This is a genomic window from Phenylobacterium kunshanense (genome assembly GCF_003254525.1).
In the GTDB taxonomy this organism is placed as follows: Bacteria; Pseudomonadota; Alphaproteobacteria; order Caulobacterales; family Caulobacteraceae; genus Phenylobacterium; species Phenylobacterium kunshanense.
In genome coordinates this window covers 51832-68403 of the sequence record NZ_QFYS01000005.1, presented here as the reverse complement: position 1 = coordinate 68403, position 16572 = coordinate 51832, and the positions used below count along the sequence as shown (strand labels likewise).

The 16572-nt window shown below is 70.0% G+C and carries 13 protein-coding genes; 8 read left to right on the top strand and 5 right to left on the bottom strand.

All coding sequences use genetic code 11. The features are described 5' to 3' along the window. The first annotated feature begins 70 nt into the window (after window positions 1-70). The 4 genes from DJ019_RS12195 to DJ019_RS12180 all read left to right on the top strand — a co-directional run bounded on the left by DJ019_RS12195 (window position 71) and on the right by DJ019_RS12180 (window position 4339). Window positions 71-1282, top strand: coding sequence for a parallel beta-helix domain-containing protein (locus DJ019_RS12195; protein WP_111276318.1), 1212 nt, complete (start codon window positions 71-73; stop codon window positions 1280-1282). Between the two features lie 9 nt (window positions 1283-1291). Further along, window positions 1292-2347, top strand: a complete 1056-nt coding sequence (locus DJ019_RS12190) for an SO2930 family diheme c-type cytochrome (protein ID WP_111276317.1) — start codon at window positions 1292-1294, stop codon at window positions 2345-2347. Then, window positions 2344-3144, top strand: a complete 801-nt coding sequence (locus tag DJ019_RS12185; RefSeq protein WP_111276316.1) for a CAP domain-containing protein — start codon at window positions 2344-2346, stop codon at window positions 3142-3144. Before DJ019_RS12190 ends, DJ019_RS12185 begins: the two co-directional genes overlap by 4 nt. Window positions 3145-3265: 121 nt before the next feature. Next, window positions 3266-4339 carry an NADH:flavin oxidoreductase gene (locus DJ019_RS12180; protein ID WP_240606464.1) on the top strand — a complete coding sequence of 358 codons (1074 nt, stop codon included), beginning with the start codon at window positions 3266-3268 and terminating at the stop codon, window positions 4337-4339. A gap of 175 nt (window positions 4340-4514) precedes the next feature. On the opposite strand, the gene glcF is transcribed toward DJ019_RS12180, so the two are convergent. From glcF to DJ019_RS12155, 5 genes are all read right to left on the bottom strand, one after another. Then, on the bottom strand, window positions 4515-5786 hold the full coding sequence (glcF, locus tag DJ019_RS12175) for a glycolate oxidase subunit GlcF (RefSeq protein WP_111276315.1): 1272 nt from the start codon (window positions 5784-5786) through the stop codon (window positions 4515-4517). Continuing rightward, complete coding sequence (locus tag DJ019_RS12170; protein ID WP_111276314.1) at window positions 5783-6955, bottom strand: FAD-binding protein; 1173 nt, start codon at window positions 6953-6955, stop codon at window positions 5783-5785. Before DJ019_RS12170 ends, glcF begins: the two co-directional genes overlap by 4 nt. Next, complete coding sequence (locus tag DJ019_RS12165; protein WP_111276560.1) at window positions 6955-8436, bottom strand: FAD-linked oxidase C-terminal domain-containing protein; 1482 nt, start codon at window positions 8434-8436, stop codon at window positions 6955-6957. Before DJ019_RS12165 ends, DJ019_RS12170 begins: the two co-directional genes overlap by 1 nt. Window positions 8437-8479: 43 nt before the next feature. Then, window positions 8480-9262, bottom strand: a complete 783-nt coding sequence (locus DJ019_RS12160; RefSeq protein ID WP_111276313.1) for an enoyl-CoA hydratase/isomerase family protein — start codon at window positions 9260-9262, stop codon at window positions 8480-8482. A gap of 142 nt (window positions 9263-9404) precedes the next feature. Next, window positions 9405-10559, bottom strand: a complete 1155-nt coding sequence (locus tag DJ019_RS12155) for an acyl-CoA dehydrogenase family protein (RefSeq protein WP_111276312.1) — start codon at window positions 10557-10559, stop codon at window positions 9405-9407. 166 nt (window positions 10560-10725) lie between these two features. On the opposite strand from DJ019_RS12155, the gene DJ019_RS12150 reads away from it, so the two are divergent. The 4 genes from DJ019_RS12150 to DJ019_RS12135 all read left to right on the top strand — a co-directional run bounded on the left by DJ019_RS12150 (window position 10726) and on the right by DJ019_RS12135 (window position 16567). Then, on the top strand, window positions 10726-11274 hold the full coding sequence (locus DJ019_RS12150) for an SMI1/KNR4 family protein (protein WP_111276311.1): 549 nt from the start codon (window positions 10726-10728) through the stop codon (window positions 11272-11274). A 244-nt stretch (window positions 11275-11518) separates the two neighbouring features. Beyond that, the gene (locus DJ019_RS12145; protein WP_111276310.1) at window positions 11519-13111 is read left to right on the top strand and encodes a carboxyl transferase domain-containing protein; all 1593 of its coding nucleotides are present in this window, start codon (window positions 11519-11521) and stop codon (window positions 13109-13111) included. A 154-nt stretch (window positions 13112-13265) separates the two neighbouring features. Then, the gene (locus DJ019_RS12140; protein WP_111276309.1) at window positions 13266-15149 is read left to right on the top strand and encodes an acetyl/propionyl/methylcrotonyl-CoA carboxylase subunit alpha; all 1884 of its coding nucleotides are present in this window, start codon (window positions 13266-13268) and stop codon (window positions 15147-15149) included. Window positions 15150-15169: 20 nt separating this feature from the next. Continuing rightward, window positions 15170-16567 (top strand): FAD-binding oxidoreductase, encoded by a 1398-nt coding sequence (locus tag DJ019_RS12135; protein WP_111276308.1) that lies wholly within the window; start codon window positions 15170-15172, stop codon window positions 16565-16567. The last annotated feature ends 5 nt before the right edge of the window (window positions 16568-16572 follow it).

The window sequence follows — 16572 nt, the reverse complement described above, 5'->3', positions numbered from 1 at the left end:
CGCACGAGGCGTGAACAGCGGCAGTCTCGAAGTTGAACGGCGCGTCATGATGCCGGCAGGGACGAGACATATGATCAGGTTCGCCACCGCACTTCTGGCCGCTTCGGCGCTCGTCGGCGCCGCCGAGGCCCGCACGCTCAGCGTCAGCCCCGGGCCCGACGCGCAGGAGCGGATTCAGACCGCCCTCCTGGACGCCAAGCCCGGCGACATCGTGAAGCTGGCCGCCGGCCGGTACGAACTCTCCGACGGCCTCTCGCTCGACGTCGATCAGGTTACGGTCAAAGGCGCCGGGCCCGACGCCACCATCCTGTCCTTCAAGGGCCAGAAGGGCGCCGGCGAGGGGCTGCTGGTCACATCCGACCGCGTGACCCTGCGCGACTTCGCGGTGGAGGACACCCGCGGCGACGGGGTGAAGTCCAAGGGCTCGGACCAGATCAGCTTCCTGAACCTGCGGGTCGAGTGGACGAATGGGCCGAACGAGAAGAACGGCGCCTACGGCGTCTACCCGGTCTCGTCCACCAATGTGCTGATCGACAAGGTGACCGTCCGCGGAGCCTCGGACGCCGGCATCTATGTCGGGCAGTCGAAGAACATCGTGGTGAAGAACAGCCGCGCCGAGTTCAACGTCGCCGGGATCGAGATCGAGAACTCGATGAACGCCGACGTGTTCGACAACGTCGCCACCCGCAACACCGGCGGCATCCTGGTGTTCGACCTGCCCAACCTGCCTCAGATGGGCGGCCACTCCACCCGCCTCTTCCGCAACAAGGTGGTGCAGAACGACACGGCCAACTTCGCGCCGAAGGGCAACATCGTGGCGGGCGTCCCGGTGGGCACCGGGATCATGGTGATGGCCAACCGCAACGTCCACGTCTTCGAAAACGAGATCGACGGCAACCAGTCCGCGGCGGTGATGCTGGTCAGCTACACCCAGACGTTCGACGACAAGACCTACAATCCCCTGCCCCGGGACATCGTCGTTCGGAACAACCGGATCGGAAAGAACGGCTACGACGCCAAGTTCGCCGGCGCCGAGATCCTGGCGAAGGAACTGGGCGGGGTCATCCCGCCGATCATGTGGGACGGGGTCACCCAGCACGCCCAGAATGCAGACCCCGTGCGCGTGCGGCTCATCGACGGGCCCGTGCTGAACCTCAATCTCGCCGCGCCCGGGGCGCTGATGAGCGCCAAGCCGGCCGTCGTCGACCGCCTGGGCGATGCGGTGCTGGCCGAGCCCAAGCCCGTGAGCCTCCCCAAGCCGCAGGCGGACCTGGGCGCCTAGGAGGCGGTGTTGAGGTCCTGGATCGCCGCTCTCGCCGCGCTGCTGTGCCTGGGGGCGGCGCCTGGACCACGGCCGGTGGCCCAAGACGTGGTGCTGGCCGAGACGCCGGCGCCCCGGCTCGCAGACTACCGGCTGTTCCTCGACGCCGCCGGGCGACGGCCGAACGCTGGCCTGACGCCCTATGCGCTGAACACGCCGCTGTTCACCGACTACGCCGAGAAGTTCCGATACCTCTATCTGCCGCCGGGGACCAAGGCGCGGTACCGGGCACAGGGGGCCCTGGAGTTTCCCGTCGGCGCGGTGCTCGTGAAGACCTTCGCCTATCCGGCCGACCTGCGTCGCCCCGCCGAGGACGTCCGCTATCTCGAAACGCGACTGCTGATCCGCAAGGCGAACGGCTGGATCGCCCTCGCCTACGTCTGGAACGCCGAGCAGACCGACGCGGTGCTCAAGCGCGCAGGCGCCCGTCTCGACGTCCGGTTCATCGATGCCCAGGGACAGCCGCGCCAGGTCGACTACGCCGTCCCGAACCAGAACCAGTGCAAGGAGTGCCACCAGCTCGACAAGCAGGTCGCCCCGATCGGACCGAAGGCCCAGAACCTCAACGGGGATTTCGCCTATCCGGACGGCCAGCGTAACCAGCTCGCCCACTGGACCAAGGCGGGTCTGCTCGCAGGCGCGCCGCCTCCTGGCGCGGCGCCGCGCGCGGCCCGATGGGACGATCCGGCCGAGCCGCTGGAGGCGCGCGCCCGCGCCTACCTCGACGCCAACTGCGCCCACTGCCACAACCCGCGCGGCATCGCCTCGAACTCCGGCCTGTTCCTCGACCTCGGCGAGACGCGCCGGGCGGCGCTTGGCGTGGGCAAGGGGCCGGTGGCCGCCGGCCGCGGCGCGGGGAACCTCAAGGTCAGCATCGAGCCCGGCCATCCCGAGGCCTCGATCCTCGCCTACCGGATGGCCTCGACCGAGCCGGGGGTGATGATGCCGGAACTGGGCCGGTCGATGGTGCACGAGGAGGGCTTGGCGCTGATCGAGGACTACATCCGTCGGATGCCGCCGCAGTGAGTCTGTCCCGACGCAGCGCCCTGGCCAGCGGCTTCGCCGCCCTGGCCGCGCCGGCGCTCGCCGAGCCGGTGCGCGACGCCGCACCGCCCGCCTCCGATGCGTTCGCCTGGCGTGGCTACGAGGCCCTGCTTCGCGCGCGGATCGAGGATGCCGGCGGCGGACGTTTCGACGAGGACGGCGCTCGCGCGGCGCTCGACGCCACCAATGCCGCGCGTCGGGCCGCGGGCGCGCCGGTGCTGGCCTGGCACGACGAACTCTCCGCAGCCGCCCGCGCCCATGCGGGTGACCTCGCCCGGCGCGCCTATGTGGAGCATCTGTCCCCAGAAGGGTTCGATCCCAGCCACCGGCTGTGGCTACTGGGCCGCACGACCATCGGCTCTCCCTCGGAGAACATCGCCTATCACCACGGCGACGGCCCGCCTGCCTCGGCCGCGCACCTGATCGGAAGGCTGCGGAAGAGCCCGGGCCACTGGGCCAACCTCCTGCGCGCCAGCCACACCCATGCCGCGTACGCCCTGGTCCGTGGCCCGCGAAGCGCCTGGCTGGTCGGACTCTACGCGCAACCCCTGGCGGCGCTCCCCGAGCCGCTGCCCTTCCAGGCCCAGGGCCCCGACATCGCTCGTGCGCTGCGCAGCCTTCCGAACGACCTGCGGCTCCGGCTGGCTGTCCCGCAGGGCGCGCGCCTCGGCAAGGTGGAGGGAACCCCGCCCGTCATGCAGCTCACGGCCCTGCGCCGGACCGACGTCGGCCGCTTCGACGTGATCGGCGGCCCCATCTTCCTCGCCACCCAGGCCTAGTTGCGGCCGGGGTAGCGCGCGCCTGCCCGCCGACCGCCTGGCGCCGCCTTCAGAAAGGCTGGTTTGCCGGACGCGGGGTAAGGCCGCTATCGCTGGGTCAGATCCCGTCCGGAGACGCGCCTTGTCTGACCTCTTCGCCCCGATGAGCTTCGCCCACGGCCCGGCCATGAAGAACCGCTTCATGCTGGCCCCGCTGACCAATCTGCAGAGCCATCCGGACGGCACGCTGTCGGACGACGAGTTCAACTGGCTCACCCTGCGAGCCAAGGGCGGGTTCGGCCTCACCATGACCTGCGCGGCCCATGTGCAGGCGGTGGGACAGGGCTTTCCGGGTCAGCTCGGCATCTTCGGCGATCAGCACCTCCCCGGACTTTCGCGCCTCGCCGCGGCGATCAAGGCTGCCGGCTCGGTCTCTTCGGTCCAGCTCCACCACGCCGGAAACCGCTCGCCGAAGGAACTCGTGGGCCAGCCGGTCTGCCCTTCCGACGATCCAGAGACCGGCGCGCGGGGCCTCTCGCTGCACGAGGTGGAACAGCTCGTCGAAGACTTCATCGTCGCCGCCGTCAGGGCCGAGCGGGCGGGCTTCGAGGGCGTCGAGATCCATGGCGCCCACGGCTACATCCTGGCCCAGTTCCTCTCGCCGGAAATCAACAAGCGCGAGGACCGCTACGGCGGCTCGCTCGAGAACCGCGCGCGCATCATCTTCGAGATCATCGAAGGCGTGCGGAGCCGCACCGGCCCGGACTTCCAGATCGGCCTACGCCTGTCTCCGGAGCGGTTCGGCCTGAAGCTGGCGGAAATCCGGGACACGGCCCAGGCGATCCTCAAGGACGGCCGGATCGACTACCTCGACATGTCGCTGTGGGATGTCTTCAAGGAGCCGGTCGAGGAGGCCTTCCAGGGCCGGAGCCTGATGAGCTACTTCACCGAGCTGGATCGCGGTCAGGTGCGCCTGGGCGTCGCCGGCAAGATAGCCTCGCCGGCCATCGCTTCACGGATGCTGACCGACGGAGCGGACTACGTCCTGATCGGGCGCGCGGCCATCCTGCATCACGATTTCCCCGAGCGGTCCCGCGATCCGGCCTTCACGCCCGTCGCCCTGCCCGTCACGGCCGAATACCTGGCGAACGAGGGCCTGGGCCCCGCCTTCGTGAAGTACATGTCGACCTGGCCAGGCTTCGTCCAGGCCGCGTAGGCCCTCCCGTCGCGCCCGCGCGTTCCAGAACAGGACGCCAAGCGCGACGATGGCATAGGCCACGCAGGCCAGGGCGAAGACTTCGGGGTGCAATTCCAGCGACATGCCGGACATCCTCTCAATTGGAGAGGGAGTGTGCGCCGACGGTGGCGCCGTGGAAATTTCGCAGCGCTCCCTAGGTAGCAACCCGTAGGGAGCTCTCCATAGGCGCGAGTGCGGCCGGCATGGGCCCGCCGGTCGCCCAGTCCAGAAGCTCGACCGGATGGACAACCGGCGCCGCCAGGGCCGGCGAGAGCTGGGCCATGCATCCGACGTTGCCGGCCGCCACCACCGCCGCGCCAGTGGCCGCGATGTTGGCCGCCTTGCGATCGCGCAGGCGGCCCGCCAGTTCCGGCTGCAGGATGTTGTAGACGCCGGCCGAACCGCAGCAGAGGTGGCCCTCTGGGACGCTGCGGACGTCAAAGCCCGCCTCAGCCAGGAGGCGCGGTGGCTGCGCCTTGATCTGCTGACCGTGCTGCAGCGAGCAAGCCGCATGATAGGCGACGCTGGGCCGCCGCTGTTTCACCACTGGCGGCAGGCCCACTTCGTCGATGAACTCCAGGACGTCCCGGGCGGGAACGGCCTCGCCGACAAGGCGGCGGTAGCTCTTCAGCATGGTCCCGCAGCCGGCGGCCGTGGCGATGATCGCATCGACCGGGCCGACCGCCGCCCAGGCCGCCAGGTTGCTGCGCGCCATGCTGCGCGCTTCCCCGGCCCGACCCAGGTGTTCCGACAAGGCGCCGCAGCAGCCCTCGCCCTCCGCCAGCACCACCTCGTAACCGGCGCGCGTCAGCAGGCGGATCGCGGCGGCGCGCACCTGCGGCGTCATCTCTGGCTCGACGCAGCCCTGCAGCAGGATGACCCGCCCCCGCCGCTCGCCATGGGCCGAGGTCGACACCTTCGGCATCCTGGCAGGGGACGGCACGAGGCGCAGGAGCGCCGCGAGCGGGGCCAGCCCTAGGCGCGCCAGGAGCGGCTCAAGAGGCCGGGCCAGACGCCCCAGGCGCAGCGCCGACCGCAGGCGCGCCGGCCGCGTCATCACCGCGGGGATCAGCGCCCGCAGCACCCGCTCAGGCAGGGGCCGCACCCTGTGGGCCTCGATGTGCGCCCGAGCGTGATCGATGAGCTGGGCATAGTCCACGCCCGACGGACAGGTCGTGGTGCAGGCCAGGCACGACAGGCACCGATCCACGTGCTTCACGGCTTCCGGCGACGGCGGCCCGCCATCTTCCAGCATCCGCCGGATCAGCTCGATCCGTCCACGCGGACTGTCGCGCTCGTCGCCCAGAAGCACGTAGGTCGGACAGGTCGCGGTGCAGAAGCCGCAGTGGACGCATTTTCGGATCGCGCCGGCGGAGGCGGCGATCTCCGGGTCGGCCAGTTGCTCGGGCGTGAAAGCCGTCTTCACGACGTCGCCTCCATCCGTCCGGGATTGAGGACGCCTAGGGGATCAAATGCGGCCTTCACCCGCGCCTGCAGCGCCGCCAGGGCCCCGTACCGCGGGCCGAAAGCCTCGTGCCCGCGCAGCCCGAGCGCGTGGCCGCCCAGTTCCCGCGCCACGGCATGGACCTTGGCCGGCGGCTCCTCGGTGGCCAGCCAGACGAGCCCGCCGCCCCAGTCGTAGAGGGCGTCCCCCGGCAGTCCGTGCGGCCCGCGCCAACCCTGCGCCGGCGGCAGCGACAGCCGCCAGAGGGGCCGCGGATCGCTGGCGATGGCCTCGACCTCGCGCACCTGCGTCCAGAAATCCCGCGAGTGCCCAGCATCCAGCATTTCGATGCGTCCGAACCCCTTCAGCACGGCGGAGAGGGCCTCGGCCCGCGCCGCGACCGAGGCGTCGAACCCTTCCAGCCTCAGCGCCGTCACCGCCATCTCGGCCTTCAGGGGCCGGGCGCGCGCCGCGAAGCTCGGCAAGTGCGCCGCCCCAGACACCTCGAACGGGCCGTTCAGCGCCACGGTCATCGCCTCGCTGGCGCGCACGTCCGGCAGGCCGAACAGCAAAAGGGTGGTCTCGGTGCGCGGCGCGGGCAGCACCTTCACCGTCACCTGCGTCAGCACTGCCAGAGTCCCCCACGAGCCGGCGAGCAGCTTCATGAGGTCGTAGCCGGTGACGTTCTTCACCACCCGTCCGCCGGCCTTGAACATCTCGCCGCGGCCCGACACGGCCTCGAAGCCCAGGAAATGGTCGCGGGCCGCGCCGGCGCGGATGCGCCGGGGTCCGGAAAGGTTCGCCGACAGCACGCCGCCCAACGTCGGCTCGCCACGCGAGGCCAGGAGACGCGTCCAGCGCGGCGGTTCGAAGGCCAGCATCTGTCCCTTGGCCGCGGTCAGCCGCTCCAGGTCCTCGATCCGCACGCCCGGTTCGCAGGTGAGCGTCAGCTCCTCCGGCGAATAGTCTACGATCCGATCCAGCCGCGCGGTGGACAGCACCGCGTCCACCGGCTCCATCGAGCCCACCGAACGCTTGGTGCCGCCGCCGGTCACCGCCAGCCGCCGCGCCCCGGCGCCCGCTTCGGCGACGATGGCCTGCACCTCCTCGGCGCTGGTCGGCTTCAGGGCGCGGAGCATCGTGTCGGGCATCAGAAGCGCGGCAGCTCCGGGAACGCCAGCTTGCCCCTGTGGACGTGCATCCGTCCCAGCTCGGCGCAGCGGTGCAGGGTCGGGAACACCTTACCGGGGTTCAGCAGCAGGCCCGGGTCGAAGGCGCATTTCACGCGCTGCTGGCAGGCGAGGTCGGTGGCGTCGAACATCTCGCTCATCAGGTCCCGCTTCTCCACCCCCACCCCATGCTCGCCTGTGAGCACGCCGCCGACGGCGACGCACAGCTTCAGGATGTCGGCGCCGAACGCCTCGGCCCGCTCCAGCTCCCCCGGCCTGTCGGCGTCGTAGAGGATCAGGGGGTGCAGGTTGCCGTCGCCGGCGTGGAAGACGTTGGCGACGCCCAGCCCGTAGTGCGCCGAGAGCTCGGTGATCCGCGTCAGCACCTGCGGCAGCTTCCCGCGCGGGATGGTGCCGTCCATGCAGAAGTAGTCCGGCGCGATCCGCCCCACCGCCGGGAAGGCGGCCTTCCGGCCAGCCCAGAAGGCCAGCCGCTCGGCCTCGTTCTGCGACACGCGCACGAAGTCCGCCCCGCGCGCCGACGCCAGGGCGCGGACATGGCCGGTCAGTTCGGCGCACTCGGCCTCGGGCCCGTCCAGCTCGACGATGAGCAGGGCCGCGGCGTCCACCGGATAGCCCGCGCCCACAAACGCCTCGGCCGCCCGGATGGCCGGGTTGTCCATCATTTCCAGCCCCGCCGGGATCACGCCCGCGGCGATGATGTCGCCGACCGTCGCGCCGGCCGCCTCGACCGTCGGGAATCCCAGCAGCAGCGCCTGAGCCGTCTGCGGCTTGGGCAGGATGCGGACCGTCACCTCCGTGACCACACCCAACAGTCCCTCCGAGCCTGTCACCAGTCCCAGCAGGTCATAGCCGTCAGCGTCCATCGCCTTGCCGCCCAGCCGGACAATCTCGCCGCTCATCAGCACGAGTTCGCAGCCCAGAAGGTTGTTGGTGGTCAGGCCGTACTTCAGGCAGTGCACGCCGCCAGAGTTCTCCGCCACGTTGCCGCCGATGGTGCAGGCGATCTGGCTGGACGGATCGGGGGCATAGTAGAATCCCGCAGCCTCCACGGCCGCGGTGATCCCGAGGTTGGTCACGCCCGGTTGAACCACGGCGCAGCGGTTGGCGTAGTCGACCTCCAGCACCCGGTTGAACTTCGACAGGCCCAGGACCACGCCGTCCGCCAGCGGCAGCGCTCCGCCCGACAGCGATGTGCCCGCCCCCCGCGGCACCACCTTCACGCCGTTCGCCTGGCACCAGGCCAGCACCTGCGAGACCTGGGCCGTCGTCTCCGGCAGCACCACCGCCAGCGGGGTCTGCCGATAGGCCGAGAGACCGTCGCTCTCGAAGGGAACCAGGCCTGCGGGCTCAGACACCACGCCCTCGCCCGGCACGATCCGTTGCAGCGCGCGCACGATCTCGGCCTTGCGGGCGAGCAGCGCGGGGTCGGGGACGGGCATCTTCACGAGCGGAACCGTAGGCGCAGACTCACCGCCGCTCCAGCTACTTCCCTTCGAACTGCGCGGTGCGCTTCTCGTTGAACGCGGCCACGCCTTCGCGCCGGTCGGCGGTCGTGAAGAGGTGGTTGTAGACCGTGAGCTCCAGGTCCATCGCCTGCTTCAACTCCAGGTCCAGGCCGCCATGCACGACGCGCTTGGCGCCGCGCACCGAGAGCGGCGCCTTGCTGGCGATCAGCGTCGCAACGCCCAGCACCGTCTCCATCAGCCTGTCCGCCGGAACGACATCGCTGACCAGACCCCAGGCCTGCGCCTTTTCCGCAGTGAATGGCGAGGCCGTCGTCAGGATCTCCACGGCCCGGCGTGGCCCGACGGCGCGGGTCAGCAACTGTGTCCCGCCCAGGCCCGGGATGATGCCCAGCCCCGCCTCGGGCAGGCCGAACCTCGCGCCCTCGGCCGCATAGGCGAAGTCGCAGGCCAGGGTCATCTCGCAGCCGCCGCCCATGGCCGCGCCCTGCACCGCGGCGATCACCGGGACCGGACAGGCGAGCTGGGCGCGGATCATGGCCTCGAACAGCCGATGCTGCTCGGCCCAGGCCTCGTCGGTCATGCCGTTGCGTTCCTTGAGGTCAGCCCCGGCCTGGAAGTGCTTGCCCTCGCCGCGCAGGATCACGCAGCGCAGGCCCTCGTCGGCGCGCAGGTTCGACCAGACGTCCAGCAGTTCGCGGCCCATCTGGGTGGAGAGCGCATTGGCCACGTCGGGGCGGTTGAAGGCGATCACCTTCACGCCCGGCGCAGTCTCATCGACCTTGATGGTTTCGTAGGTCATCTCATCCCCCGCGCGCCGCAGGCGCTGTCTTATTCAACCACGGACCATCACAGACCACCGCGGACGGTTGGCGGACAGTGTCCGTGTTGGTCTGTGATGGTCTGTGGCCAATCTTTTCGGCGCCGACGCGCCATGGAGTCGGTCAGAAGCTCTTGGGCTGGCCCAGGACGTGGGTGGCCACGTGGCTGAGGATGAGGTTCGTCGAGATCGGGGCCACCTGGTAGAGGCGCGTCTCGCGGAACTTCCGCTCGATGTCGTACTCCTCGGCGAAGCCGAAGCCGCCGTGGGTCTGCAGGGCCATGTCGGCGGCGAACCAGCTCGCTTCCGAGGCCACCAGCTTGGCCATGTTGGCCTCGGTCCCGCAGGGCTCGCCGGCCTCGAACAGCTCGGCCGCGCGATCGACCATCAGGCTCGCCGAGGTCATCTGGACGTAGGCGCGGGCCAGCGGGAACTGCACGCCCTGGTTCTCCCCGATGGGCCGGCCGAACACGACGCGGTCCTTGGCGTACTGGCTGGCCCGGTCGATGAAGAACCGCGCGTCGCCGATGCACTCCGAGGCGATGAGGATGCGCTCGGCGTTCATGCCGTCGAGGATATATTTGAAGCCCTTGCCCTCCTGGCCGACCAGGTTCTCGGCCGGCACCTCCAGGTCCTCGAAGAAGAGCTCGGTGGTGGCGTGGTTCAGCATGGTGCGGACCGGCCGGATCGTCAGGCCATTGCCCACCGCCTGGTTCATGTCGACCAGCAGCACGCTCATACCGTCCGACGGCTTGGAGACCTGGTCGCGCGGCGTCGTCCGGCACAGCAGGACCATCAGGTCCGAGTGCTCGGCCCGGCTGATCCAGATCTTCCGGCCCGACACGACATACTTGTCGCCGACCTTCTTCGCGAAGGTGGTGATGCGGGTGGTGTCGGTGCCGGCGTCCGGCTCGGTGACCCCGAAGGCCTGCAGGCGCAGCTCACCGGTGGCGATCTTCGGGAGGTAGGCCTCCTTCTGCGCCGGCGTGCCGTGCCGCAGCACCGTGCCCATCGTGTACATCTGGGCGTGGCAGGCGCCGCCGTTGCAGCCCGAGCGGTGGATCTCCTCCAGCACCGCCGTCGCGGCCCGCAGGCCGAGCCCCGAGCCGCCGTACTCCTCGGGGATCAGCACCGAGAGGAAGCCGGCCTCGGTCAGGGCCTGGACGAACGCGGTCGGATAGGCCCGGTCGCGGTCGAGCTCGCGCCAGTAGGCGCCGGGGAAGCGCGCGCACAGCTTGCGCACGGCCTCGCGGATTTCGGGGAAGCTTTCCTGGGTCACGCCGCGCTCTCTGCCACGGGAACGCTGCGTGAGCCTAGAGGGACGTCATGTGCGCACCGCGCTCCCGTTCCCTTTTAGTTCTTTACATTGCACTGCATTCGCGCTGAGGTTGTGCATCCGCGCGCGCGCCAGGATCGGGTACGGCGACGGATCTGGGGCGAGACAAATGACGATCGAGAACCTGAAGCAGCAAGTCGCCGCTCCCGACGCTCCCTTCGAGGCCTTTGAAGGACCGTGGGAACCGATAGAGGCAGAGCTCCGTACGCCGCTGCCCCAGGACTACAAGGACTTCGTCCGCCTCTACGGCAACGGCTATTTCATGGAGTTCCTGGGGATCTACGTTCCCCGGACCAGCAACCCGAACACGCGGTTCGAGCGGAACGCCCCGCTGATCAGCCGCATGTTCCTGGAAGCGGCCGAGGAAGACGATGAAGAGCTCACCTACCCATTCTGGCCTACGCCCAGCGGCCTGATCTCCTTCGGCGCGACCGACAACGGCGACATGCTGTTCTGGCGCGCCCAGGGACACCCGGACACCTGGCGTGTCGTGATCTGGGACCGAGGGCTCCAGACTTTCGAGGCCCTCGACTGCGACCTCACCGACTTCCTGGCCGGGCTCGCGACCGGAGATATCCAGCCGGAGGCGTTCCCCGGCGACCTCCTGGTCTGTGATCATCTCTTCCAACCGCATACGGAGGGCGCAGGGGAGGAATAGATCGTCGCGTTGGGCACGCTCTTTCCGCAAAATGGGGAGTGGCGAGACGAGAACGTAGTCAAACTGACAAATCTGGGTCTGAGCTGCCACACTTCTCCGCTGGACTGGAAGTTTCGACCTCGCGCAGACAATCTTGACCACCAAGGCCAAAAGGCGGTCTAGGTGCGGCAGTCCCGTCTGAGGCGCGCCGGTTCGCATTCCGGCCCACGTCCGGCGGATCGCGAGAAGCCGCTGAAGGACTGTGATGAGGAAACTGAACTCGGGCCTGGACATCGGCTCGGCCGCCTTCGCCGCCAACGCCGCGCTGAACCGGGGGCTGGCGGAGGAACTTCGCGCCCGCTCGGCGCAAGCGGCCCTGGGCGGCTCGGCGCAGAGCCGCGAGCGGCATACCTCTCGCGGTAAGCTGCTGCCCCGCGATCGCGTCCTGCGCCTGCTGGACCCGGGCTCTCCGTTCCTGGAGGTCGGCGGGCTGGCCGCGGGCGGCATGTACGACGACGAGGCGCCGGCCGCCGGGGTCATCACCGGCATCGGCCGCGTCTCGGGCCGCGAGGTGATGATCGTCGCCAACGACGCCACGGTGAAGGGCGGGGCCTACTACCCCATCACTGTGAAAAAGCATCTCCGCGCCCAGGAGATCGCCATGCAGAACCGCCTGCCCTGCGTCTATCTGGTGGACTCCGGCGGCGCGAACCTGCCGCACCAGGCGGAGGTCTTCCCAGACCGCGATCACTTCGGCCGCATCTTCTTCAACCAGGCCCGGATGAGCGCCGAGGGCATCGCCCAGATCGCCTGCGTCATGGGCTCGTGCACCGCCGGCGGCGCCTATGTCCCGGCCATGAGCGACGAGACGGTCATCGTCCGCAATCAGGGCACCATCTTCCTCGGCGGGCCGCCGCTGGTGAAGGCCGCCACGGGCGAGATCATCAGCGCCGAGGAGCTCGGCGGCGCCGACACCCACGGCCGCCGCTCGGGCGTGGTCGACCACGTGGCCGAGAATGACGAGCACGCCCTCGCCATTGTGCGCCGCATCGTCGCCAACCTCAACACCACCAAGGCCGTCGACCTCACCCTCGCCGAGCCCGAGCCGCCCGCATACGACCCCGAGGAGCTGTACGGCGTCATCCCACCCGACGTGCGCGCGCCCTACGACGTGCGCGAGGTGATCGCCCGCATCGTCGACGGCAGCCGCTTCGACGAGTTCAAGGCGCTCTACGGCACGACCCTGGTCTGCGGCTTCGCCCGCATCTGGGGCTATCCAGTCGCGATCCTCGCCAACAACGGCGTGCTGTTCTCGGAAAGCGCATTGAAGGGCGCCCACTTCATCGAGTTGGCCTGCAAGCGGAAGATCCCGTTGGTGTTCCTGCAGAACATCTCGGGCTTCATGGTCGGCGGAAAGTACGAGGCCGGCGGCATCGCCAAGGACGGCGCCAAGCTGGTCACCGCCGTCGCCTCGGCCGAGGTCCCGAAGTTCACCGTCCTGATCGGCGGCTCGTTCGGCGCCGGCAACTACGGCATGTGCGGCCGGGCCTATTCCCCGCGCTTTCTCTGGACGTGGCCCAACAGCCGCATCAGCGTGATGGGCGGCGAACAGGCGGCCAGCGTCCTGGCCACCGTCCACCGCGACGCCGACAAGTGGACGAAGGACGAGGAGGAGGCCTTCAAGGCCCCGGTCCGCCAGCGTTACGAAGACGAGGGCAACCCCTACTACGCCACCGCCCGCCTGTGGGACGACGGCGTCATCGACCCGGCCCAGACCCGCGACGTCCTGGGCCTCTCCATCTCCGCGTCCCTGAACGCCCCCATCCCCGAGACGCGCTTCGGCGTGTTCCGGATGTGAGGCGCGAAATGGCGAGCCTCGTGGCGCGTCAGCGCCCTCAACTCCACCACGGACCATCACAGACCATCACGGACCAGGGGCCGGCGTTGTCCGTGTTGGTCCGTGATGGTCTGCGGTTCCAAAATGACTGCGCCTGCGGCGCGTGGGGCGTCTGATGTTCAAGTCCGTTCTGGTCGCCAACAGGGGCGAGATCGCCCGGCGCGTCTTCGCCACGGCCCGCCGGCTCGGGATCGAGACCGTGGCCGTCTATTCCGAGGCGGACACCCAGGCCGCACACGTCCGCGACGCCGACCGGGCGGTGCTGATCGGGCCGGCCGCGGCGCGCGAGAGCTACCTCGTCGGCGAGCGGATCATCGAGGCCGCCAGGGCCGCCGGCGCCGAGGCCATCCATCCCGGCTACGGTTTCCTCTCCGAGAACGCCGACTTCGCCGAGGCGGTGACCGCCGCCGGACTGGCCTGGATCGGCCCGCCGCCATCGGCCATCCGCGCCATGGGCCTGAAGGACGCCGCCAAGGACCTGATGCAGAAGGCCGGCGTGCCCGTGACGCCCGGCTACCTCGGCGAGGACCAGTCGGCGAAGCGGCTGAAGGCGGAAGCCGAGGCCATCGGCTTCCCCGTGCTGATCAAGGCCGTGGCGGGCGGGGGTGGCAAGGGCATGCGCCTGGTCGAGAGCGCCGAGACATTCGACGCCGCCCTCGCCTCGTGCCAGCGCGAGGCCGCGGCCAGCTTCGGCGACGACCGGGTGCTGCTGGAAACCTATGTCACCCGCCCGCGCCACATCGAGGTGCAGGTGTTCGGCGACAGCCATGGCGACGTCGTCCACCTCTTCGAGCGCGACTGCTCGCTGCAACGCCGACACCAGAAGGTGATCGAGGAGGCGCCAGCGCCCGGCATGTCCGAAGAGGCCCGCGCCGCCGTGACGGCCGCCGCGGTCAAAGCCGCCCAGGCCGTGGGCTACGTCGGCGCCGGCACCGTCGAGTTCATCGCCGACGCCAGCCAGGGCCTCAAGGGCGACCGCATCTGGTTCATGGAGATGAACACCCGGCTGCAGGTGGAGCATCCCGTCACCGAGATGGTCACCGGCCTGGACCTCGTGGAGTGGCAGTTCCGCGTCGCCGCCGGCGAGCCGCTGCCGCTCAAGCAGGACGAAATACGCCTCAACGGCCACGCGGTCGAGGCGCGCCTCTACGCCGAGAACCCGGCCACCGGCTTCCTGCCGTCGATCGGCCGGCTGGACAGCTTCAGCCTGCCCACCGGCGTGCGCGTCGACGCTGGCGTTGAGGAGGGCGACGCCGTGACCCCCTTCTACGACCCGATGATCGCCAAGCTGATCTCGCATGCCCCGACCCGGGACCAGGCCGTGGCCGAACTGGCCGAGGCCTGCGCCGAGGTCGAGGTCCATCCGCTGAAGACCAACGCCGGCTTCCTGGTCCGCTGCCTGGAGAGCCCCGACTTCATCGTCGGCAGTGTCGACACCGGGTTGATCGGCCGCGAGCTCGAGACCCTGGCGACGCCCGCGGAGCCGTCGCCTGAGGCCCTGGCCACCGCCGGCTGGGCCTTCCGGGAGATGGTCGAGCGGGAGATCGAGGGCCAGGCCGCCACGCCCTGGGTGGCGCTGACCGGCTTCCGCCTGAACGGCCCCGCGGCCGCGACCACCCGGCTCTTCGTCGACGGCCGCGCCATCGAGGTCGAGATGGGCGACCAGCCCTCGCGTTCGGTCCACGTGCTGGGCGACGAGGAGGTGGTGGTGTTCGAGGGCGGCGAATCCTTCGTGTTCCGCGACCACCCGCCTGCCGCCGACGCCGACGGCGCCGCCGGCGACGGCCAGGTCCGCGCGCCGATGCCCGGCAAGGTCACCCAGGTCCTGGTGAAGGTCGGCGATAGGGTGGCCAAGGGCCAGGCCCTGCTGACCCTGGAAGCCATGAAGATGGAGCACACCCTCACGGCGGCGTTCGACGGGGTGGTGGCCGAGCTCAGCGCCGAGCTTGGCGCGCAGGTGAGTGAGGGAACCCTGCTCGCGCGATTGGCGGAGGCCTGAGGCGGGCGTAAGCTCGCCCCATGTCCGAGACCCTTGCCAGCGACCCGCTCGCCGACGCGCTGATCGAGGCGCTGGGGCCCGAGGCCGTCTTCACCGGCGAGGCCGCGCTTGAAAAGGCGCAGGGCGCCTGGATGCGGCTTGGCTCGCCGCGCGCGGTGGTCTTTCCCCGGAGCACCGAGGAGGTCTCGGCGGTCCTCAAGGTGGCGCACCGCCTGGGCGTCCCGGTCGTGCCCTGGGGCGGCAAGACCGGCCTGGCGGGCGGCGCCACCGCCGACGCCGCAATCGCGCTGAGCCTCGAGAAGATGAACCGGATCGAGGAGATCGACGTCGCCTCCGCGACCATGACCGTCGAGGCCGGCTGCATCCTGCAGGTCGCCTGCGAGGCCGCGGAGGCGCAGGGCCTGCTGCTGCCCCTCGACCTCGGCGCGCGGGGCTCGGCGACGATCGGCGGCAACATCTCCACCAACGCCGGCGGCAACCGGGTGGTCCGCTACGGCATGATGCGCGACATGGTGCTGGGGCTGGAGGCGGTGCTCGCGGACGGGACCATCGTCTCGTCCATGAACCGGCTGATGAAGAACAACACCGGCTACGACCTGAAGCAGCTGTTCATCGGCGCCGAAGGCACGCTGGGGGTCATCACCCGTGCGGTGCTGCGCCTGCGCAGCGCACCGCTCAGCCAGAACACCGCCTACGTCGCCACCGAGGATTTCGACTCCATCCCCCGCCTGCTGCGAATGCTGGAGAGCGCCCTCGGCGGCGGCCTTTCGGCGTTCGAGGTGATGTGGCCGGCCTTCTACACGCTCGTGACCACGCCGCCGGCTAACGGCACGCCGCCGCTGCCGCACGGCCATCCCTACTATGTGCTGGTGGAAGCCCTGGGCGGCGACGAGGCGGCCGACGCCGAACGGTTCGAGCGGGTGCTGGGGAAGGCCCTGGAGGACGGCCTGATCGTCGACGCCGTCATCGCCAAGAGCCAGGCCGAGCGGGCGAAGATGTGGGCCTTGCGCGACGACGTGGGCCAGGTGAACCGCAAGGGGCCGGCGATCACCTTCGACGTCTCCCTGCGGATCGCCGACATGCCCGCCTATGTGGCCGAGATCGACGGCAAGCTGCGGGCCCGTTGGCCGGACGTGGACAACTACGTCTTCGGCCACCTCGGCGACGGCAATCTCCACGTCCTCGTCTGGACGGGCGAGACGGGGCCTGAGGTGAAGAAGGCCGTCGAGGCGATTGTCTACGGCCCGCTGGAGGCGATCGGCGGCTCGGTCAGCGCCGAGCACGGCATCGGCCTGCACAAGAAGGCGTACCTCCCGCTGTCCCGCAGCGAGGCCGAGATCGCGCTGATGCGGACGCTCAAGCGTGCACTGGACCCGAAGGGCATCCTCAACCCCGGGAAGATCCTGGACGTCGCCTGAGCGCC